The organism is Macrococcus brunensis (assembly GCF_004359615.1).
Lineage (GTDB): Bacteria > Bacillota > Bacilli > Staphylococcales > Staphylococcaceae > Macrococcus > Macrococcus brunensis.
The window spans coordinates 23391-44450 of the sequence record NZ_SCWA01000004.1; the positions used below are offsets into that span (position 1 = coordinate 23391).

Here is a 21060-nt window from a genome sequence, read left to right on the forward strand (position 1 = left end):
AAAATACCACACGGGGTATTTGACAAAATGATTCAATCGTATTATGATACCCCCATAGGTATAAAAACAGGAGGAAACACAATGAGACGTATTGTTATTGTAGGAGGCGTTGCAGGAGGTGCATCTGTAGCAGCCCGTTTGAGAAGACTGAGCGAAGAAGACCAGATTATTTTAATTGAAAGAGGTCCATATGTATCATTCGCCAACTGCGGTTTACCGTATTATATCGGTGATGAGATTACAGATAGAAGTAAGCTATTAATCCAGACGCCGGAGCTGATGCAAGCACGAATGAATATTGACGTCCGCATTAATACTGAAGCATTGAAAATCAATAGAGCGGATCAGCAGCTTTTAGTGAAATCAGCGGGACAGGAAGAGGTCATTGACTACGATATTTTGATTTTATCGACCGGTGCTAAACCGATTGAAATTCCTGTAGAAGGGAAAGAGCAGTCACATGTTTTCACTTTAAGAAATATCCCGGACATGGACAAAATCAAAACTTATATTAATGACAAGAACGTTAAAACAGCAGCAGTCGTCGGTGGTGGATTTATTGGACTTGAAATAGCTGAGAACCTGCATGCATTAGGTATTCAAGTTTCTTTATTTGAGCATGGCAATCAAGTAATGCCGGGCATTGATATCGATATGGCGCAAGGTGTTCATGAACATGTGATTCAGCAAGGTGTCGATTTAAGACTGGAAGAGTCGATTATACGCATTGATTCACAGACAGTAACAACCAGCACGACTGAGACGTTGGATGCCGATATCGTCATTTTGGCCATTGGAGTTCTGCCGGAATCGACGCTGGCAGAAGAAGCAGGTCTTGAGCTGGGCATTAAAAAAGCTGTTAAAACGAATGACGTCTTTCAGACCACAGATACACGTATTTATGCGATTGGCGACGTCAGCGAAGTCACACATCAAATAAGCGGCCAGGCAGCGCATATCCCGCTTGCATGGATAGCAAACCGTCAGGGACGCCTTCTTGCGGATCACTTGAACGGCAAAACAATTGAAGCGTTGAAGCCTCTCGGCACAGCTATAGCGAAGGTGTTCGACTTATCTGTTGCAAGCACAGGCTTAAATGAAAAAGCATTAACAGAGCTCGGTAAAAAGTATCACGTCATCCACGTATCAGGTCAGTCGCATGCGACTTATTATCCAGGCGCTACGCCGATGACGATTAAAGTTATCTTCAGTCCGGAAGGTGAAATATACGGTGCACAGATAGTCGGCCGTCAAGGTGTCGACAAACGAATTGACCTTATTGCGAGTGCGATGACATTTAAACAGTCAGTCGTTGATCTACAGAAGATAGAAATTGCTTATGCACCACCGTTCTCATCAGCAAAAGACCCGGTCAATATGGTAGGGTACATCGCAGAAAATGTCCTGACTGACCAGATGAAGATGGCACAGCACAATGAAATAGCGGATCATCCGCAGTTGATAGACGTTCGCGAGCCGATTGAATATGAGATGGGCACGATTAACAATGCTAAGAATATACCACTCGGCTCACTCAGAGAGCGTCTTGATGAACTGGACCGAAGCATGCCTGTCACCGTCTTCTGTCAGGTTGGTCAGCGCGGTTATAATGCAGCACGTATTCTGAAAAATAATGGTTTTGACGTTATTAATCTGGACGGAGGCTATAAATTATACAAGCAGCTGCACACAGCACCGAAACCAGTGATTGAAAAGAAAGAAACAGTTAAAGAAGAGGTGAAAACAGTGAGTGAGAACAGACGATTTATTGAGGCGAGCGGCCTGCAGTGTCCGGGTCCGATCCTGAAAGTGAAAGAAAATATTGATGATATGCGGGACGGAGAACAACTTGAGATCCACGTAACAGACTTTGGCTTCTGTACTGATATTGATGCATGGGCGAATGCGACAGGCAACACAGTGATCAGCAATAAGACAGAAGGCGGCAAAGTTAAAGCCGTTGTCCAAAAAGGAACAGTCAATGTTATGAATGATGCTAAAGGACACCAGCTCGTTGAGACGAAAAACGGGGCGACAATGGTTGTCTTCAGTGGAGACCTCGATAAAGCACTTGCTTCATTCATTATTGCAACAGGCGCTGCATCTTATGGTAAAGAAGTCACGATGTTCTTCACCTTCTGGGGCTTGAACGTCATTAAGAAACCGGGCATGAAAGTAGCGAAAGAAGGACTGGATAAAGCCTTCGCACAGATGATGCCGAAACACGCAGGTAAGCTGCCAATCTCTAAAATGAACATGGGTGGCATGGGTGCGCGTATGATTCGTCACGTCATGAACAAAAAGAAAGTGGATTCATTAGAGACGATGATCGAGAAAGCGCAGTCAATGGGCGTGAAAATGGTCGCGTGTACAATGAGTATGGATATCATGGCTGTAACGAAAGAAGAACTGATTGACGGCGTAGAATACGGCGGCGTAGCTACTTACCTTGGGGATACAGAAAAAGCGAACCTAAATCTATTTATATAAAAAGGAGAGAGAATATGTATTTTAAATCATTTTTTAACGGTCCGTTAGCGCAGATGTCTTATATGGTCGGCTGCCAGAAAACAGGAGAAGCGATCATTATTGATCCTCTCCGCGACCTGACACCTTATATTGAAACAGCAGAAAGTGAGAATCTTGAGATTAAATATGTGACTGAAACGCATATTCATGCAGATTTTGCATCCGGTCTGCGCGAAGCAGTGAACAGATTAGGCGCTAAAGCTTATGTCTCTGGCCTTGGCGGCGAAGACTGGCAATACAAAGCTGTTGACGCAGAACGCCTGGCAGAAGGCGATGTGATCAAGGTGGGTAACGTTAAGCTTGAAGTGATCCATACACCGGGTCATACGCCTGAAAGCATCAGTTTCCTGCTTACGGATAATCAGTCTGATATTCCGATGGGTCTGTTTACAGGGGACTTTATCTTTGTGGGTGATGTCGGTCGTCCCGATTTACTGGAGACTGCTGCCGGCGTCAAGGATTCAACTGAAATCGGTGCGAAACAGATGTACCAGTCCATCAAGAAAATAGCTGATTTACCGGATTACATTCAAATCTGGCCGGGTCACGGAGCAGGCAGCGCATGTGGTAAGTCATTAGGGGCAGTTCCAGTGACAACACTCGGTTACGAACGCGTGAACAGCTGGGCATTCCAGTATGATGATGAAGAAAGTTTCATTCAGGCACTGACCAGTGAACAGCCGGAACCGCCGTATTATTTCAAGGAAATGAAAAGAATCAATCGTGACGGCGTCAACCCTTATTCAGCTGATTCGGTTATGCCGGTCGCTGAACTGACAGCGTCTGTTGTACTGGACTTACGCCAGAAAGAAGTATTCGCAGAGAATGGCAGTATGGGCATCAATGTTCCTTATAATAAGAAGTTCCTCAGTTTTGCCGGCTGGTATCTGAACTATGAAGAGCCGCTCCAGTTGATTGGAGACTTCGAGATGGTTCAGCAGGCAGCAGATGAACTGAAACTGATTGGATTTGATAAAGTGACGGGTTATTTACCGGGCAATAAAGTGAACGGACCGTCCTATGATCAGATTGAACCCGCTGACTTTAAAGAAAAAGATAAAGAAACTATCAATATTCTGGACGTTCGTACCCAAAAAGAATGGGATGACAGTCATTTTGAAGGCGCGAAACATCTTCACTTTGGTAAGCTGACGACAGAAGAGATTCCATTCAATCAGGATGACAAGATTTATGTACACTGTCAGTCAGGTGTTCGCAGCGCAATCGCGATGAGTATTCTTGAAAATCTCGGTTATGAACAGGCTGTCAATATAAAAGGCGGTTACGATGCAGTGAAATAAAGGCAACAGACTTGAAAATTTAGTTTTTCAGGACTATGCTTGATACAAATGATAAAAAACCTCACAAATTTGATTTGTGCGGTTTTTTTGTGGGAAGGTGGACCTTATTTGAAGGCTTATTATCAGTCGCTGCTTACAATTGATGCTGCTAAAATAGACGTCCCTAAAGGCATCAGACAAGGGCTTCTTATTTTTATCGCTTTATTTATCTTCTATTTATTTGGCGAGCTGCAGACCGGGCTGCTTGTCTCGATGGGGACGTTGTCTCATATCTATCTCTTCGGCGGGACACTCAAATCTAAGATTAAGACAGCTTTGACGGTGAGTGCAACTTTAGCACTGGCCATGATTTTGGGTTCACTTGTCGGTCAGCATGCACTTCTCTATGCTATCCTGCTTATTGCGTTTGCGGTGATACCCTTCTATGTCTTTACAGCGCTTGGCGTTAAAGGGCCGTCATCAACATTCTTTATCGTGGCGTTTGGTCTCGCATCGTTCATGCCGTATCATCCGGAAGCAGCGCTTTACCGAGGTGCTCTCGTCATGCTTGGAGGCCTGCTTTCTGTACTCGTCGTCTATGCTGAAGCATTACTGTTCAAGAATACAGTGCAGCAGCAGGCAGTCATCAGTGATTTCCGCATGCTGCTCTCACTCGCTCACCATTATTCAGATTTCGATCAGTTCAAGAAGACGAATCAGCAGGCGCTGCAGACTTTCAGTTCCAGCAGTCAGACGCTGAGAAGTGCAGATATCGGCTTATTGAAAGAAAATAAAGTGAACTATGAAAGACGCCTGCTTTTCCATGAAATGGCCCAGGTAATCTTTGCGGAATTACTGGAACTTCGTGCTCGCGGTTACAAGGCAATACCGGAGGACATGATCGACATGCTCGAATATCTCTGTCTAAGTGTAGAGAATCAATCATCTGTGTCATGGAAAAAGTCTGTGGATGTTGATCCACAGTTCGAAGCGCTTGCCGTTGCACTCTTTCGTACAGAAGAAGTCTTGAATGCACCGCCGGAACAATTGTCTTATAAGATGAGTACAAGAGATGTTAACTATGTTGAACGTCTGATACAGAATCTGACACCGGAATCGATGGTTTTTATCATGACCTTAAAGTATGCAGCGATTGTCACAGCAGCGGTGACATTTGCGCTGCTCTTCAATATTGAACGACCTTACTGGGTGGCATTGTCTGCTCATACCGTTATGCTCGGTATTCATACAGTGTCAAGCATGCAACGGGCTGGAGCACGCATTATCGGTACGTCTATCGGCTTATTGATTATACTTGCTATTCTGCCTCTTCATCCTAGTCCGCTTGCCATTCTGCTTATTATTGCAGTGACAGGTGGGATTACCGAAATGATTGTAGCCTCCAATTATTCGCTCGCTATGATTTTCATTACCATTCAGGTTCTGATGATGTCTGCTATTGCAGCAGGACATCTGTCACAGGATTTTGCTTTGTTAAGAATAACGGATACCGTTATCGGTGTACTCATTGCTGTATTCGGTACGCTCCTGCTCGGACGTGTGACAGCATCTGCTCGTCTGCCGCATATGTTAGCTGCACTTTTACGGCAGGAAGCTGTGGCGTTCCATGATCTGTTTACAAATGACCACCAGGCAGAAATCAGAAGACGCTCATTTCCACTTAATCAGCAAGTCTTCAATAGCAGACTCACCTATACACAGGCATCAGGTGAACTGACTGCGGATAAGGAACAAGTTGAAGCTTACTACGCAGTTATCACGCTTCTCGAACAGATCAGCTTTACACTTAATCGCCTGAAAGAGCAGTCACCAAAATCGCTGGACGACCACACACTGAGTGTCTATATGCTGACTTTCGCCAATGTCGCAAAACAAATTGAATACCAGCAGTCCCTTGATAAAGTAGAGTTACCGGAGTTGCCGGAAGCGGATTACTTAAGAGGGATGCTGAATGAACTGCAGAATTACTGTAGTCGCTACCAAGCTGTTTCATGAGAAACAGCTTTCTTTTTTTGAGGAGTCCTCTATAATAAAAGAGATTAGACTAAGGTGTAAAAGGAGCCTCTATGAAAAGAGATATCAGACTGCTACTTTCAGTTCCGGTTTTAAGCTGGGCACTCTATGATTTCAGTAATACGATTTTCAGTGCTAACATCATCACCTTATTTTTCCCGCAGTTCGTCACAGAACAGCTGGGGACGAATCCAGTGCAGGAGCAGATTGCTTCAACCTGGATTGCATACTCTGCAAGTATTGCTGCATTTTTTCTGATTTTGCTCAGTCCATTGTACGGCGTTTACATAGACCGGACGAATAAAAAGAAAAAATGGGTCATTATCTTCACGCTCATTGTATTTGCCTGTACATATCTCATGGGCTATATCAACAGTATGGATTTAAAGCAATCAGTATTTGGACTTCCAGTCGCATTCTTAATTACCATCCTGCTTTTTACCATTGCCAAGTTCACTTATAACTCCAGCCTTGTCTTTTATGATGCCATGATGAGTAGTCTCGCACCGAAAGAAGACCATTCAGTGATTTCAGGGTTTGGGGTTGCCTTAGGTTATCTCGGGACGCTTGTCGGAGTATTGAGTGTTACATCGTTAGTAGGTAAAGGGCCGACAACTGAAACGTTTATCCCGACGGCTATTCTTTTCCTGGTGTTCAGCCTGCCGATTTTCATTTTTGGTAAAGACGGTAACCGTGAAGTGAAAAGAGAGAAGTCAATCGGTGGTTACAGAGAAGTATGGGAGACATTTAAACTCGCTCGGAAAGAGCCTGCTATTTATGTGTTCCTGATTGTTTACTTTTTCTTAAATGATGCACTGGCAACAGCTATCAGTATGATGCAGCCTTATGCGACGACCGTTGTCGGTTTCTCGAACAGTCAGTTTATCAGCATCTTCATGATTGCGACAGTTTTCAGTGTAATCGGGGCTTTTATCTTCGGCTATATTGCGAAACATATCGGTTCAGCGAGAGCGTTACAGTGGGTCGCGCTTGTCCTGATGATTGCTTTAGTACTGGCAAGTCTGCCTCTAGCTAAAGAATGGTTTTATTTATGTGCGATTCTCTTTGGCATTGCGATGGGTTCTATCTGGGTGATTTCACGCACGCTTATCATCGAATTGTCACCTGCTGAACATGAAGGACAGTTCTTCGGTTTGTTCTCGATGAGCGGTAAATTATCAGCTGTTATGGGTCCCTTTATATATGGGACTATTACCTGGCTACTGAGTGACTACGGTGCTACGGCAAGTCGGGTAGCCATTCTCTCATTATTTATTATGGCGCTTGGTGCCTTTATTCTGCATTTCAAAGTCATCAGACTTTTGGCAAAGGAGTAACTTCGGTTATTCCTTTTTTGCGTTATAATGGGAATGATAGGAGGGCATTCTATGCTAAGTCTTTTTATATTGCTTCTGGAACGTGTCGGTCTGATTATTCTCATTGCCTATTTATTGATGAACGTGCCCTATTTTAAGAAAGTCATGACAAAGAGAGAAAAAGGTTCGACACAGCTCCAGTTACTGCTGATCTTTGGTCTGTTCGCTGTTATTTCTAACTTTACAGGTGTGGAGATAAAGAATAATCAGATCATTTCAAGTGAAATCTTCTACAAATTGTCAGAGGATACGTCGCTCGCAAATACACGCATCTTGATCATCAGTGTCGCTGGACTTGTCGGTGGACCTTATGTAGGTATCGGGATTGGTATTATATCGGGATTATCCCGGTATTTCATGGGCGGAGAAGCAGCGTATACTTATATTATTTCTTCTGTGATAGTCGGTATCATCGCAGGTTATTTCGGTCATAAATCAATTCGGGAGAACCGTTATCCGACTATTGTACAAGGTATCATCATCGGCGCTGCTTTAGAGATGATTCAGATGTTCTGTATCATTTTGTTTTCTCTGGACAAAGCAGCATCAATTGAGCTTGTGCAGTTCATCGCACTGCCGATGATTTCGATCAACAGTCTGGGCTCTGCTATTTTCTTATCCATCATCATCTCCACACTGCAGCAGGAAGAACGTATGCGTGCTGTTCAGACACATGACGTATTAGCAGTCGCGAATCAGACACTGCCTTATTTCAGAGCAGGCCTTACTCAGGAGTCAGCTACTGAAGCGGCGACAATCATTCGAGACTTGCTCAAACTGTCTGCTGTCTCCATCACCAACAAGACAGATATTCTCGCGCACGTCGGAGCAGGGAGTGATCATCATGTACCTCAGAAAAAAATCATCACCGATCTCTCGAAGGATGTCATTAAATTAGGTGAAGTGAAAGAAGCGCATTCTAAAGAAGCAATCGGCTGCACGCATCCAAACTGCCCACTGGACGGGGCGATTGTTATTCCACTCTACGCTGAAAACCAGATAGCGGGGACGCTGAAGTTTTATTTTACGGATAATCGTAAAATGACTTATGTCGAGCGTCAGCTGGCTGAAGGACTCGGCAATATCTTCTCCAGTCAGATCGAACTCGGGCGTGCTGAAACACAGAGCAAACTGCTGAAGGAGGCAGAAATTAAGTCGCTGCAGGCACAGGTCAATCCTCATTTCTTCTTTAACGCGATTAATACCATTTCAGCCCTGATCAGAATGGATAGTGAACGTGCGCGGGAACTGCTTCTCAGTCTTAGTCATTTCTTCCGCTCTAATCTGCAAGGTGCCAGAACACCGACGATTACGGTAGAGAAAGAATTGCAGCAGGTCCATGCTTACCTTGCACTTGAACAGGCAAGATTTCCTGACCGTTTCAATATCCAGTTCGATGTTGATGACAACTGTCTGCAGGAATATGTGCCGCCATTTCTCATTCAGATATTAGTTGAGAATGCCATTAAACACGCATTCAGCAATCGTAAAAAAGGTAATGATATCGATGTACGGGTCAGAAAAGCGCATTGTCTTTATATTGAAGTGAAAGATAACGGCTTTGGTATCTCAGCTGATAAGAGAAAACTGATCGGTCAGTCACTCGTTTATTCAGAATCAGGGACAGGAAGCGCACTGGAAAACTTGAATAAAAGACTTGTGGGATTGTTTGGCGAGAAAGCTAAGTTACAGTTTGAGACCTCTGTGACCGGCACTCGTTTCTACAGTGAACTGCCGTTAAAAGGAGGCCAATAGATGAAAATATTAATAGTAGATGATGAACCACTTGCAAGAAATGAACTGAAGTTTCTGATTGAACAGCTGGATGATATTGATTTAGTGGACGAAGCAGACTGCGTCGAAGATACACTGACTGCACTCTTATCAGAACGCTATGATTTATTGTTTCTGGATATCAATCTGATTGATGAAAGCGGACTGGACCTCGCAGAGAAGATTAATAAGATGAAGCGGCCGCCGCAGATTATCTTTGCCACGGCTCACGATACATTTGCGGTTAAAGCATTTGAACTGAATGCGCTGGATTACGTGCTAAAGCCATTTGAACCCGCTAGAATTGAGCAGGCAGTAGCGAAAGCACGAACAGAAAAACAACAGATTACTGCTATTTCTATACAGTCAGATGATAAGATCTATGTGCTGAAATTTGATGAGATTGTCGCGCTTTATGTCGAAGAAGGACAACTGCATATTGCGACAGTAGACAGACAATATTTACTCAATGAGCCACTCAGTAACTATGAGAAAAAACTACCGGATTATTTCATGCATATTCACCGCTCAAATATTATCAATACGAGACATCATTCACATGACAAAAACTTATTCATTCTTTCATCAGGTAGCAGTCATCACACTTATTCTGCTTATCTCAAAAGTACTGGAAGGCATCATGCCGATTCCGATGCCGGCGTCAGTTATCGGACTTGTACTGTTATTCATCGCACTCTGTACAGGTATCGTCAAGCTTGGCCAGGTTGAAACAGTAGGCAGTGCACTCGTTAATAACATCGGTCTCTTATTCGTACCCGCGGGAATTTCAGTGATCAATTCACTCGGCGTTATCAGTGCACATCCATTCCTGATTTTAGGTCTGATCTTCATCTCAACTGTGATGCTGCTCGTGTCAACAGGCATCTTCTCACAAGTTCTCGTAACTAAATCACCAGTGATGACAAAAGCACCTAAAGAAATGGAGGTGCATTAATATGTGGGAAGCACTCGGCGCTCATACACCGTATTTCGGTATTCTTCTGACGATTGTGCCATTTATGGTTGGACAATATTTGTTCAAGAAAACAAACGGCTTCTTCCTATTCGCACCACTCTTTGTCGGAATGATCTTCGGCATCTTCTTTCTGAAGATGACAGGTATCAGTTATGAGAACTATCAGGAAGGCGGTAAGATCGTAGGATTCTTCCTGGAACCTGCGACCATCTGTTTCGCGATTCCGCTCTACAAAAAAAGAGATGTACTGAAAAAGTACTGGATGCAGATTATAGGTGGAATTGCGCTCGGTACAACAGGCGCGCTGTTCATTATTTATGGTGTCGCAAAACTATTCGGTTTTGACACTGACATCATCGCTTCAATGTTACCGCAGGCAGCAACAACAGCTATTGCCTTACTTGTAGCTGAGAGCATTAATGGTATACCTGAACTGACTTCACTCGCAGTCATTCTCAATGCAGTCATCATCTATGCACTCGGTAACAAGATGCTGAAACTTTTCCATATCAATCATCCAATAGCACGTGGTCTCGCACTCGGGACAAGTGGACACTCATTAGGGGTGTCAGCGGCACAGGAACTGGGTGAAGTTGAAACATCCATGGCCAGTATTGCGATTGTACTGGTCGGTGTGATTGTTGTTGTCGTCGTACCGATACTCGCAACCATATTTTTTATAAGCAGAAAACGGATGCGAAGAGGGCATCCGTTTTTTAATGTCTATTTTGTTGGGTCAGAATCACACTGTGTTCTGCTGTTTCGAATAATTCAAGTGCTTCGATAGTCGTGTTGACCGGTAGATGTGCCTCGAATGTCTGATAAAGCCAGTGCCCGATATTCTCAGCAGTCATGTTCATAGCGGGTAAAGTCTGATTCAGTAACTGATGATCAACTAGAGGCTTGATATGATTTTCAAAGATATGTTCCACTTCAAAGAAATCCACACCCATCCCGATATCATTGACTGGACTGTTAACCGTCACATAGAAAATATAGAGGTGATTTTCAAGGTCCTTATATTTCTCAGGAGTGAAGAAAATACGGCAGTGCGCACGGAAAGCGAACTTTAGTTTTAATGAAGGCGTCCCGCTGAAGGCTTTGAAAGAAGCAGGCACTTTAATATCGTTAAACAGGTTCATTGAGATTACTCCTTTAATTGCGTCTTCTCTTATTTTACATGTTTAAGGACTATAGTTAATAGGAATAAGTAGGCAACAGGAGGGATAGCTATGAACATAGATTCATATAGAGTACCGGTAAAGTCAAATATCAAACTAAAAGATTATCCAACAAGTGAAGATAAAAAGAAATATAATGAAGATATTAAAGAAAAAGAAATACCTGCTCTGGTCAGTGAACTGAAAGACCTGCACCTGAAACTGCATGCGGAAGAAAAAAAGGGTATTTTAGTTGTTCTGCAGGCACTCGATGCGGCTGGTAAAGATGAAGTAATCAGCTATATCTTCTCAAACTTGAATGCCCAGGGCTTAAAGACAACGTCATTCAAAAAGCCGTCTGATGAAGAGGCGAAACATGACTATATGTGGCGTTTACATGATGGTCTGCCGGCGCGAGGTGAAATCGGTATTCTGAACCGCTCTTACTATGAAGAGGTCATTGTGACAAGAGTTCACGACTTACTCGGAGAAGAACAGGTGCCGGACGATAAAAAAATAGAAGATATCTGGGATGTACGCTATCGTCAGATCAATAATTACGAGGAATACCTCCACGAAAATGGGTTCCATGTCGTGAAGTTCTTCTTCCACATGTCGAAAGATGAGCAACGTGAACGTTTACTTGAACGCATGAAAAACCCTCAGAAAAACTGGGAATTTTCATTTAATGACGTCAAAGAACGCGAACACTGGGATGAGTACCAGGCAACATTTGAAGATATGCTGAATCAGACTTCAACAGCACACAGCCCGTGGTATATTCTGCCTGCGGATGATGAATGGCATGCAAGACGTCTCGTGTCTGAAGTGATGATTCATGTATTGAAAGAAATTGACCCGCAGTTTCCAGAAATAACAGGTGAAGATAGAAAGACATTACAGGCATATATTGATAAACTAGAAGCAGAAAACTAAGGAGATAAGCTGATGGTCTTTGAATCTTTTCTGAATGACTTGCCACCTGAACAATCAAAACGCTTAAGTGAAGTTTTTAACTGGATTGAAAATAATTATCCGGAGCTAGATCCTGTCGTTAAATGGAACCAGCCGATGTATCAGCATCATGGTACATTTATTATCGGTTTCAGCTTCGCTAAAAAGCATATGGCAATTGCACCAGAAAAAGAGACACTCGTGCAGTTTAAAGATCAGATTGGTGCCGCAGGGTACTCGCAGACCGCCATGCTCTTCCGTATCAAATGGGAAGAGGAGATCAATTATCAGTTACTGTCGTCGCTCATTGACTATAATATTGAAGATAAAAAAGATTGTCAGACATTCTGGAGAAAATAAAATCGTGTCCTTATCCGGGCGCGGTTTTTTAACACTTGGAGATGATGGAAATGGAGATAGAAATAGTTGAAGCAACACCGGATAACCCTCTGGGAGGGGCTTTAAATTATGCTGCGCTGAATGACATGAGTGAAACGATGCTGGGTGTTTCATCAAAAGAGCAGGCAATAGATGGCCTACAGTATTTGTGGCAGCAGGCAGGCAATCGTTTCAGCCACGAATATACGTTAGTGGCGACAATTGAGAGTCAAACGGCTGGCGCGATCACGTGTATGCCTGTAGAAAAAATGGATCATGCCTTTTATAAGACTTTTATTGATATAGTGAGGTACAGAAAACTCGGGGTTATTTTATATGCCATCAGAAACTTTAAAAAGATGATGTTACTCTCGACGATGAAAGAAGGGGAAAAGGGAGAATACCATATCAGCATGCTGGCGACACGACCTGACTTTAGAGGGCAGGGTGTAGGCTCCGCACTACTTGAAGCAGCAGAGGAGAGAGGCCAAGCAGAAGGCTACGATTCTATTTCTCTGACGGTCAAAAAAGATAATGATCAGGCGCTGAATGTCTATGAAAGTAAAGGCTATAAAATTGTCGGTGATATTGATTTAGAGGATATCCAACTTTATAGAATGAGAAAAATAATAGCAGCAAAGCCGTAAGGCTCTGCTGCTATTATTATGTCCCGCAGTATGTCTGGAAGACTTGGTCAGTCTCTTCGGGCGGAGTTAAATACAGTTCCGGATGGTCATCACTATATGGGTGTTCCAGCTGGGTGAGCAGTTCGTTAAAGAAGGTTAAGTCTGAGCTGTTCACTGCTTTTTCAACATGATGATTCCGCGGGATAATAGCGGGATTCACTTTTTTCATGAGCTCATAAGGCGCGTCTTCAGTAGTGATTCGCTTCTGCCATCGCTTCTTCCAGTCATCAAGCGCAGAATCAACTGGCTGCTGCAGGCTCAACTTGCGAAATGTCCGTGTGAAGTCCAGTTCTAGGTCTTCCATCACACTGAGGAGTTCGCCTATCAATTCACGGTCTTCTGTCTGAGGTGTCTGTATACCGATTTTTGCAGCCATTGCACTCAGCCAGTACTGGTCGAACTGAGTCTCGTAGTAAGTGAGAGCGTCTTTAGCTGTTTCGATAGCTGCATCAGTCTCCTGACCGAAGAGTGGAATCAGACTTTCTGCAAAACGAGCCAGGTTCCATTGTCCGATGCCCGGCTGATTATTGTAGGCATAGCGACCCCCGCGGTCGATTGAACTGAAGACGGTCGCCCGGTCGAAGCTGTCCATAAAGGCGCACGGGCCGTAATCAATGGTTTCCCCGCTGACGGTCATGTTATCAGTGTTCATGACACCATGTATAAAGCCGATGCTCTGCCACTTGGCAATCAAAGCAGCCTGATGGTCAATGACCGCATAAAGAAAATCAATATATTTTGTGCTTGAAGCGGCGAGTTCAGGGTAATGACGATTAATCGCATAATCAGCGAGTTCCTTGACGATACCTTGACGCACTGCATATTCAAATGTACCTACACGAATGTGACTGCTGGCGATTCTTGTCAGCACAGCGCCTGGCAATTCGGTTTCTCTTCTGACAGTATCACCCGTTGCAGTGACAGCAAGACTTCTTGTAGTCGGTATACCGAGCGCATGCATCGCTTCACTGATCAAATATTCTCTCAGCATCGGAGCGAGTGGCGCACGGCCGTCACCCATTCTTGAAAAAGCGGTCCGACCGGAACCTTTCAACTGGATATCATAACGAGTTCCGTCAGGCGTGACATGTTCGCCGAGCAGAACAGCACGCCCATCACCGAGCATGGTGAAATTCCCGAACTGATGACCTGCATAGGCCTGCGCAAGGGGTTCAGAATGCGGAAACTTTTTGCTTCCAGCAAGTTCTTCTGCTGAACTCTTTAATGTTTGTATATCAAGGCCGAGCTGATTTGCTAGTTTCTCGTTGAGTATGAGGATGGCTGGATCAGATACCGGATTCAGTTCAGCTAAATCATAAAAATCAGTTGATAGCTGACGATAGCTGTTATCAAAATTAAAGTATGTGTTCATCGTTTATCACTCCTTAGTTGTTATCATGACAGAATTAATCGAGAAAATATAGTAATTCAGAATACAAGTGTCTATCTCCCATTTATGGTAAAGTTAAAGATAATTGTAAGTCAGTAAAGGAGCATAAGATGAAGTTAATCAGATTATTTATTCGTAATACGATAGCCTGGATGCTGATTCAGTTATCTTTGTCCTATACGATCATGCATGTTCCGAGAAAGTTATTTCAGCATCAAGGCTATTTATTTAAATCACACACTTTCGAAGATGGAGGACATTTCTGGCAGCGTTATTTTAAAGTGAAAAAATGGAAACAGCAATTGCCGGACAGTTCTTCCATTTTCCCGTCAAGCTTTAATCATCGTCAACTTGTTTCTACTGATTTAAATGCACTTCAGACATTCAGCACCGAAACCAATCGCGCAGAATTTACGCATTGGCTGTCTCTTTTAATATGCCCTCTATTTTACTTGTGGAACCCCAAATGGGCAGCAAGGATCAATATTTTTTATGCTTTCTTCAGTAGCCTGCCTTTCATTATTGTCCAGCGATATAACAGACCTAAACTGCAGCAACTTATTACCAAAAAGGAAAGGAGACTTTATGACAACACGGGAACAAAGAAAAGATGACCATATTCGCTTAGCGTTAGGTCATCCTGTCACACATTCAAGTTTCGATGCTGTTCAGTTGGTGCATCGCTCTATTCCTGCTATTAAGCGCTCTGATATTTCACTCGAAACACCTCTAGATTCACTGTCTCTGAACTTCCCGCTCTATATCAATGCCATGACAGGCGGCAGTAAATGGGCGGGTGAAATCAATGAGAAACTGGCGATTATTTCACGTGAAACAGATATTGCAATGGCTGTCGGATCGATGCACGCAGCCCTTAAAAATTCAGAATTGATTCCTACTTATCGTATTATCAGGGAAAGAAATCCTCATGGCAAAGTTTTTGCTAATATAGGTGCAGATGTGCCACTTGATTTGGCTGCACGAGCAGTTGAAATGCTCAACGCAGATGCACTTCAGATTCACATCAATGCGCCTCAGGAAGTGGTTATGCCTGAAGGGGGTCGGGATTTCACAGACTGGCTGACGAATATAGAAGAGATTGTCCGCACTATCGATGTCCCGGTTATCGTTAAGGAAGTCGGATTTGGGATGAGTAAGGAAACACTGGAACAGCTGTACGGCATAGGTGTTAAAACAGTGGATGTCAGTGGTCGAGGCGGTACGAATTTCATCCATATTGAAAATGAACGCAGGCCAAAGAAAGATCAGAGCTATTTATCAGAATGGGGTCAGACGACACCAGTTTCTCTGCTCGAAAGTCAGCCCTTCCAGCAGAACATGACGATTCTTGCGAGCGGTGGTATTCAGTCGCCGCTTGATGCTATTAAATCTATTGCGCTCGGGGCTCGTGCTGTCGGTCTATCGCGGGCTATCCTGACAGAAGTGGAATCGAATGGTCTGGCTGCTGCTATTCAGTTTATAGAAACATTTAAAGCACACATGATTGATATTGCACTTATACTAGGTGCGAAGAACTTAGATGATTTACAGCAAGTGCCCTATGTCCTGTCCCCTGAACTTGAATCCTGGCAACGTCAACGGAAACTGAAGGAGAGAAGCAAATGAAAAAAGTAATCGTGATTGGCGCAGGTGTAGCAGGTCTTGCATCTGCCATTCGTCTGCAGCATGCAGGTTATGATGTCGGAATATATGAAAAAGAAAGTATGCCAGGCGGTAAGATGCACCGCATCAAAAAAGAAGGTTATGAATTTGATCTAGGACCGACTATCGTCATGATGCCAGAGCTTTACAGAGAAATATTTGAACTCGCCGGCCGCAATCCAGATGACTATATTCCGATGCAGAAACTCACACCGATGTATAGTGCCTATTTCAAAAACGGCACAGAAAAGCTGGACGTCTCAAACGATTTAGTCCAGCTGATGGAATTATTTGAAGGGGTGAATGAACAGGACGCAGCCGGATTCCTTAGATATATCAGTGACCTTTATCAGCGTTTTACGATTGCAAAGCATCATTTTCTGCAGCGCCCTTTCCGTCAGCAGAAAGACTTCTATAATCTGGAGACATTGACTCAAGGACTGAAGCTTCGCACCCTAGGCAATGCAGAGAGCAGTATGGCGAAGTACATTAAAGACAAACGTCTGCGTGATGTGATCAGTTTCCAGACGCTCTATATCGGAATTGCACCTTCTAAAAGTCCGTCGCTTTATACGATTATTCCGATGATCGAGTTCCTTTATGGCATCTGGTTTATAGAAGGCGGCATGCATCGTATGGCAACTGCTATGGCTCAGCTTTTCGAGGAACTCGGCGGAGAAATACATTTAAATACACCGGTCGAAGAAATCATGATTCAATCCGGCAGGGCGACAGGCATCCGTACAGCAGATGGTATGGTTTATGCGGATTATGTGATGTGTAATGCAGACTTTCCTTATGCGAAAAAAGAGCTCGTCAAAGATATAGCTGCGAAAGGGAAGTACACTGACGATTATATCGACAAGATGGCATACTCCTGTTCATGTTTTGTTCTCTATCTCGGCATGGATAAAAAATATGAAGAAGTAGACAATATGCATAATTTTATTTTTTCGGATGATCTGGATGAGAATATCAAACAGATTTTTGATGGTCGAAAGCTGACGGATCCTTCTGTCTATATGTATATCGCTTCAAAGAAAGAGCCGTCTATGGCACCAGCTGGTAAAGACGGGCTCTATATATTGATGCCTATCTCTGAACTATCTGTTGCACAGTACGAATGGAATGAGGAGACAATTGCTTATTACCGTGATAAAGCGTTAGCCAAAGTAGAAAAGCTGCCAGGCATGAAACAGATAAGAAATGAAATTATCACTGAAACATATGTGACCCCGCAAGAGTTTAAGAAGAGCTTCAATGCCTATAACGGTGCAACTTTTGGTCTGCAGCCTACGCTTCTGCAGAGCAATCATTTACGTCCGCAGAGTAAGGCGACGCATTGTGAAAATCTTTATTTCACAGGCAGCAGTACACATCCGGGCGCTGGTGTGCCGATTGTTCTGCTCTCTTCTAAAATTGCAACAGATGAACTGATATTAGATGACAGTGAGTAAAGGAGATGCTGTATGACCATTGAACAGGATTATGAATACTGCAGACAGATCATCAAGCATCATTCCAAAACCTTTTATTACGGGTTCAGTACATTGCCACGTGAAGAAGCGAATGCAGTTTATGCTATTTATACTTTCTGCCGAACAGCAGATGATCTGGTTGACCGTCCCGGTACAGCGGCAGACAAAGAAGCGGCCCTTGAGAAACTGATGCAGGACATCGACTGCTTTGAAAAAGGGCAGCACCGTGATACTGCGATGTGGCGAGCGCTTGCTGATGTCAGGGAACGCTTTCCGCTCGATATCGCTATGTTACGTAAGCAAGTGGCCGGTCAGCAGATGGACATAGCATTCAGGCAGCCGGATACACTGGAGGCACTCTATCTTTATAGTTCTCATGTAGCGGGGTCAGTCGGTGAGCTTTTATATCCGATTTTAGCCGGGGAAGATACACGAGAGGGCAGACAGGCAGCAGACAGTCTTGGGATTGCGATGCAGCTGACCAATATACTGCGTGACATTGGTGAAGATTACCGGGAACATCAGCGCATCTATATACCGGCTGAACTGATGCAGCATTATGGCTACACGCAGGAACAGATACAGCACCATGAAATTACAACTGCATTCACCGCGTTATGGGAGTCACTTGCAGAAGATGCTGAAGCGAGGTACGAAGCGTTTTACCCATTGATCACTACCTACAAAAGAACGTGCCGTAAACCGCTGCTCACTGCTGCGATGGTCTATGCAGAGATATTGGAAGAAGTCAGAAAGCATCACTATGACTGCCTGACACAGCGGAACAAAGTCAGTCTCATGAACAAAAATCGTATCAGTCAGCGGGCAGTCCGTTACTTGAAGGAGGTAGAAGCATGAAAAGTGTTATTGTCATCGGTGGCGGTCTTGGAGGTCTGTCAGCAGCTGTCACGCTCAGACAGCAGGGATTTGATGTGACTTTATACGAAGCTAATGACCATTTAGGAGGAAAGCTCAATCGGCTGGAACAAGATGGTTTCGGCTTTGATTTAGGCCCCTCAATTTTGACGATGCCCTATATTTTTGAACGTTTATTTGAACGAAGCGGCAGACGGATGCAGGATTATCTGAAAACGACTCGATTAGAACTGGAATGGCGTGGTTTTTTTGAGAGTGGCCATGTCTATAATCTATACGGTGACCTCAAAAAGATGAAGAAAGAAAATGAGCATTTAAGCAGAAAAGACATAAAAGACTATAAACGTTTTTTGAAGTATGCAGGGAAAATACATGACCTGACCATCGAGAGCTATTTTGAGAAAGGGCTTGATTCCACCTGGCCGCTCATCAAGCATCATGGACCGATAGAAGCATTGAGAGGCTTTGATTATTTCCATACGATGCAGGAAGGCATCGATAAACGCGTAAAAAACGCGGAGTTCAGAACATTACTCGGCTACTTCATCAAATACGTGGGTTCATCTTCTTACGATGCACCGGCTGTTCTGAATATGATGATTCATATGCAGCACGAGCAAGGTGCGTGGTATGTGCCAGGCGGTATGAACAAAATTGCGGATGCCATTGTTAAACTGGGCAAAGAAATCGGTGTTAAGTTTCATACGGGTATCAGCATCAGTTCAGCACAAGTTGAGAAAGGCCATATTGTCAGTATAACGACAGCAGCAGGTGACAAACTCATTGCTGATTATATTGTCTCCAATATGGAAGTCATTCCATTTTACGAAAAAATACTGGAGAAACCGCCCGTGATCAAGAAAGAGAAAGAAAAGTTTGAACCTGCTGCTTCCGGTATTGTTATGCATATTGGTGTTAACCGAAGTTATCCGCAGCTTGCACATCATAACTTCTTTTTCTCTCGTGACTCAAAGAAGAACTACCAGCAAGTCTTTCATGACCGGGTTCTGCCAGATGATCCGACGATTTATCTGGTCAATACGAATAAGACAGATCCAGGTCAGGCACCCGCAGGCTATGAGAATATCAAGATTCTGCCGCACGTGCCTTATAAGCAGGATGAGCCTTTCACTGAAGCGGATTACAGACGTCTCAGAGAACGGGTTTTAATCAAGCTAGAACGAATGGGATTGACCGACTTACGACAGCATATCGTGACAGAAGATTTCTGGACACCTGATGATATCGAAGCGACATATGGCTCTGACCGTGGCGCTATATATGGTACAGTTTCTGACAAAAAGAAAAACAAAGGATTTAAGCATCCCAAAAAGAGTGCGTACTTTGATAATCTTTACTTTGTCGGCGGTACGGTGAATCCAGGTGGCGGTATGCCGATGGTGACGTTAAGTGGCCAGCAGGTAGGCCGGATGATTGCGGATAGAGAAATCAAATGATCATAGCAGGCATTTTAGTGCTGGTCACGATGTGTGCAGGCAGTTTTGTCTTCTACAGAAAACCTTACATTAAAGGACAGCAGACGGAAATCGGTTCAGTGACAGTCATTATTCCAGCACGTAATGAAGCGCATAATCTGCCGCATCTGCTGACTTCTTTACAGCAGCAGAATATACCGTATGAATGTCTGGTTATCGATGACGGTTCTACTGATGAAACAGCCGCAATTGCCCGGCAGTTTGGTGCGACAGTACTGACGCCGCCAAAAAGAGAGGACTGGCAAGGAAAATCAGCAGCTTGTTACTTCGGTGCTGAACATGCAAAGTCAGATCATCTGTTATTTTTAGATGCTGATGTCACACTCGATCATCCACAAGCGCTCAAAAATCTGCTGACTTGTTACAACGGAGGGCTCATGACAGTTCAGCCTTATCATATCACCAGAAAGCCTTATGAGCAGCTCTCAGTATGGTTCAATCTACTGACAGTCGTCGGTCAGAATATCTTTGCAGCAGTGACAAGTAATGCAGCCGCTGCCTTCGGTCCAGTTGTGCTGACTTCAAGAGAATGTTATTTTGAGACAGGTGGTCACTATGAGGCTCGTGACCAACTAATTGAAGGATTTGGTCTGGCGACGCAGTTTACTCAGCATCATCTGCCTGTCACAGGGCTGCTTGGCAGAGATACTATCAGCTTTCGCATGTATCACAGTTTAAGGGCGATGACTAAAGGCTGGGCCAAGCATTTTGCGTCTGGTGCAGCCGCGACTCAGCCATGGATAATGATGCTGATTATGACGTGGATGCTGGGGAGTGTCCTAAGCTTAAGTCTACTTATCTTCTCACATGATACGTTCTGCCTGATGATTTATCTGCTTTACAGTCTGCACTTCTATATTCTAAGTAGACGTGTCGGTCGCTTCAGTTTGCCGACTGCTTTACTTGCAGGCATTGCTTTTCTTTATTTTCTTTATGTCTTTACTAAGTCTTTCATCCACACCTTCATCCTTAAAAAAGTGGAATGGAAAGGTCGTAACTTAAAGCTATAAAA

The 21060-nt window shown here is 43.9% G+C and carries 18 protein-coding genes and 1 pseudogene; 17 read left to right on the forward strand and 2 right to left on the reverse strand.

The features are described from left to right. Positions 1 to 81 precede the first annotated feature (81 nt). From ERX27_RS02805 to lrgB, 8 genes and pseudogenes are all read left to right on the forward strand, one after another. Positions 82 to 2490: a DsrE/DsrF/DrsH-like family protein gene (locus ERX27_RS02805; protein WP_133431323.1), complete on the forward strand. Its 2409-nt coding sequence runs from the start codon at positions 82 to 84 to the stop codon at positions 2488 to 2490. Between the two features lie 14 nt (positions 2491 to 2504). Beyond that, complete coding sequence (locus tag ERX27_RS02810) at positions 2505 to 3830, forward strand: MBL fold metallo-hydrolase (RefSeq protein WP_133431324.1); 1326 nt, start codon at positions 2505 to 2507, stop codon at positions 3828 to 3830. 108 nt (positions 3831 to 3938) lie between these two features. Beyond that, positions 3939 to 5825: an FUSC family protein gene (locus ERX27_RS02815; protein ID WP_165983064.1), complete on the forward strand. Its 1887-nt coding sequence runs from the start codon at positions 3939 to 3941 to the stop codon at positions 5823 to 5825. A 71-nt stretch (positions 5826 to 5896) separates the two neighbouring features. Beyond that, positions 5897 to 7180, forward strand: coding sequence for an MFS transporter (locus ERX27_RS02820; RefSeq protein WP_133431326.1), 1284 nt, complete (start codon positions 5897 to 5899; stop codon positions 7178 to 7180). Between the two features lie 51 nt (positions 7181 to 7231). Beyond that, on the forward strand, positions 7232 to 8974 hold the full coding sequence (locus tag ERX27_RS02825) for a sensor histidine kinase (RefSeq protein ID WP_133431327.1): 1743 nt from the start codon (positions 7232 to 7234) through the stop codon (positions 8972 to 8974). After that, entirely contained in the window at positions 8975 to 9721 is a 747-nt protein-coding gene (locus ERX27_RS02830; RefSeq protein WP_424960605.1) for a response regulator, read from the forward strand. It begins immediately after the preceding gene. Continuing rightward, positions 9603 to 9947 (forward strand): antiholin-like murein hydrolase modulator LrgA, encoded by a 345-nt coding sequence (lrgA, locus tag ERX27_RS02835; protein ID WP_424960606.1) that lies wholly within the window; start codon positions 9603 to 9605, stop codon positions 9945 to 9947. Before ERX27_RS02830 ends, lrgA begins: the two co-directional genes overlap by 119 nt. A gap of 1 nt (position 9948) precedes the next feature. Next, positions 9949 to 10641: pseudogene (lrgB, locus tag ERX27_RS02840) on the forward strand (antiholin-like protein LrgB); the annotation flags it as partial. Between the two features lie 43 nt (positions 10642 to 10684). Here the strand turns inward: lrgB and ERX27_RS02845 are convergent. Then, the gene (locus tag ERX27_RS02845) at positions 10685 to 11110 is read right to left on the reverse strand and encodes a 6-pyruvoyl trahydropterin synthase family protein (RefSeq protein WP_133431330.1); all 426 of its coding nucleotides are present in this window, start codon (positions 11108 to 11110) and stop codon (positions 10685 to 10687) included. Between the two features lie 90 nt (positions 11111 to 11200). On the opposite strand from ERX27_RS02845, the gene ERX27_RS02850 reads away from it, so the two are divergent. From ERX27_RS02850 to ERX27_RS02860, 3 genes are read left to right on the forward strand one after another with little or no spacing between them, the layout of a single operon-like run. Then, positions 11201 to 12064, forward strand: a complete 864-nt coding sequence (locus tag ERX27_RS02850; protein WP_133431331.1) for a PPK2 family polyphosphate kinase — start codon at positions 11201 to 11203, stop codon at positions 12062 to 12064. Positions 12065 to 12076: 12 nt separating this feature from the next. Continuing rightward, complete coding sequence (locus tag ERX27_RS02855; protein WP_133431332.1) at positions 12077 to 12442, forward strand: iron chaperone; 366 nt, start codon at positions 12077 to 12079, stop codon at positions 12440 to 12442. 50 nt (positions 12443 to 12492) lie between these two features. Further along, positions 12493 to 13107, forward strand: coding sequence for a GNAT family N-acetyltransferase (locus tag ERX27_RS02860; protein WP_133431333.1), 615 nt, complete (start codon positions 12493 to 12495; stop codon positions 13105 to 13107). 16 nt (positions 13108 to 13123) lie between these two features. On the opposite strand, the gene ERX27_RS02865 is transcribed toward ERX27_RS02860, so the two are convergent. Next, positions 13124 to 14518 carry a protein adenylyltransferase SelO gene (locus tag ERX27_RS02865; protein ID WP_133431334.1) on the reverse strand — a complete coding sequence of 465 codons (1395 nt, stop codon included), beginning with the start codon at positions 14516 to 14518 and terminating at the stop codon, positions 13124 to 13126. A gap of 128 nt (positions 14519 to 14646) precedes the next feature. Between ERX27_RS02865 and ERX27_RS02870 the strand changes: the two genes are divergently transcribed. Genes ERX27_RS02870 through ERX27_RS02895 form a run of 6 tightly spaced genes read left to right on the forward strand, consistent with a single transcriptional unit; the run spans position 14647 to position 21058 of the window. After that, complete coding sequence (locus tag ERX27_RS02870) at positions 14647 to 15150, forward strand: glycosyl-4,4'-diaponeurosporenoate acyltransferase CrtO family protein (RefSeq protein WP_133431335.1); 504 nt, start codon at positions 14647 to 14649, stop codon at positions 15148 to 15150. Continuing rightward, positions 15122 to 16162 (forward strand): type 2 isopentenyl-diphosphate Delta-isomerase, encoded by a 1041-nt coding sequence (gene fni, locus ERX27_RS02875; RefSeq protein WP_133431336.1) that lies wholly within the window; start codon positions 15122 to 15124, stop codon positions 16160 to 16162. Before ERX27_RS02870 ends, fni begins: the two co-directional genes overlap by 29 nt. Beyond that, positions 16159 to 17655, forward strand: coding sequence for a phytoene desaturase family protein (locus tag ERX27_RS02880; protein WP_133431337.1), 1497 nt, complete (start codon positions 16159 to 16161; stop codon positions 17653 to 17655). The genes fni and ERX27_RS02880 overlap by 4 nt, the downstream gene beginning before the upstream one ends. Before the next feature lie 12 nt (positions 17656 to 17667). Further along, complete coding sequence (locus ERX27_RS02885) at positions 17668 to 18534, forward strand: phytoene/squalene synthase family protein (RefSeq protein ID WP_133431338.1); 867 nt, start codon at positions 17668 to 17670, stop codon at positions 18532 to 18534. Then, positions 18531 to 20009, forward strand: a complete 1479-nt coding sequence (locus ERX27_RS02890) for a phytoene desaturase family protein (protein WP_133431339.1) — start codon at positions 18531 to 18533, stop codon at positions 20007 to 20009. The genes ERX27_RS02885 and ERX27_RS02890 overlap by 4 nt, the downstream gene beginning before the upstream one ends. Continuing rightward, positions 20006 to 21058 carry a glycosyltransferase family 2 protein gene (locus ERX27_RS02895; RefSeq protein ID WP_133431340.1) on the forward strand — a complete coding sequence of 351 codons (1053 nt, stop codon included), beginning with the start codon at positions 20006 to 20008 and terminating at the stop codon, positions 21056 to 21058. The genes ERX27_RS02890 and ERX27_RS02895 overlap by 4 nt, the downstream gene beginning before the upstream one ends. Positions 21059 to 21060 lie beyond the last annotated feature (2 nt).

Excerpts from the sequence above, each read along its gene's own strand:
- ERX27_RS02880 (WP_133431337.1), top strand. The coding sequence starts at position 16,159 with ATGAAAAAAGTAATCGTGATTGGCGCAGGTGTAGCAGGTCTTGCATCT.
- ERX27_RS02870 (WP_133431335.1), top strand. The coding sequence starts at position 14,647 with ATGAAGTTAATCAGATTATTTATTCGTAATACGATAGCCTGGATGCTG.
- ERX27_RS02895 (WP_133431340.1), top strand. The coding sequence starts at position 20,006 with ATGATCATAGCAGGCATTTTAGTGCTGGTCACGATGTGTGCAGGCAGT.
- ERX27_RS02855 (WP_133431332.1), top strand. The coding sequence starts at position 12,077 with ATGGTCTTTGAATCTTTTCTGAATGACTTGCCACCTGAACAATCAAAA.
- fni (WP_133431336.1), top strand. The coding sequence starts at position 15,122 with ATGACAACACGGGAACAAAGAAAAGATGACCATATTCGCTTAGCGTTA.
- ERX27_RS02845 (WP_133431330.1), bottom strand. The coding sequence starts at position 11,110 with ATGAACCTGTTTAACGATATTAAAGTGCCTGCTTCTTTCAAAGCCTTC.
- ERX27_RS02830 (WP_424960605.1), top strand. The coding sequence starts at position 8,975 with ATGAAAATATTAATAGTAGATGATGAACCACTTGCAAGAAATGAACTG.
- ERX27_RS02825 (WP_133431327.1), top strand. The coding sequence starts at position 7,232 with ATGCTAAGTCTTTTTATATTGCTTCTGGAACGTGTCGGTCTGATTATT.
- ERX27_RS02860 (WP_133431333.1), top strand. The coding sequence starts at position 12,493 with ATGGAGATAGAAATAGTTGAAGCAACACCGGATAACCCTCTGGGAGGG.
- ERX27_RS02890 (WP_133431339.1), top strand. The coding sequence starts at position 18,531 with ATGAAAAGTGTTATTGTCATCGGTGGCGGTCTTGGAGGTCTGTCAGCA.
- ERX27_RS02810 (WP_133431324.1), top strand. The coding sequence starts at position 2,505 with ATGTATTTTAAATCATTTTTTAACGGTCCGTTAGCGCAGATGTCTTAT.
- ERX27_RS02820 (WP_133431326.1), top strand. The coding sequence starts at position 5,897 with ATGAAAAGAGATATCAGACTGCTACTTTCAGTTCCGGTTTTAAGCTGG.
- ERX27_RS02850 (WP_133431331.1), top strand. The coding sequence starts at position 11,201 with ATGAACATAGATTCATATAGAGTACCGGTAAAGTCAAATATCAAACTA.
- ERX27_RS02885 (WP_133431338.1), top strand. The coding sequence starts at position 17,668 with ATGACCATTGAACAGGATTATGAATACTGCAGACAGATCATCAAGCAT.
- ERX27_RS02865 (WP_133431334.1), bottom strand. The coding sequence starts at position 14,518 with ATGAACACATACTTTAATTTTGATAACAGCTATCGTCAGCTATCAACT.
- ERX27_RS02805 (WP_133431323.1), top strand. The coding sequence starts at position 82 with ATGAGACGTATTGTTATTGTAGGAGGCGTTGCAGGAGGTGCATCTGTA.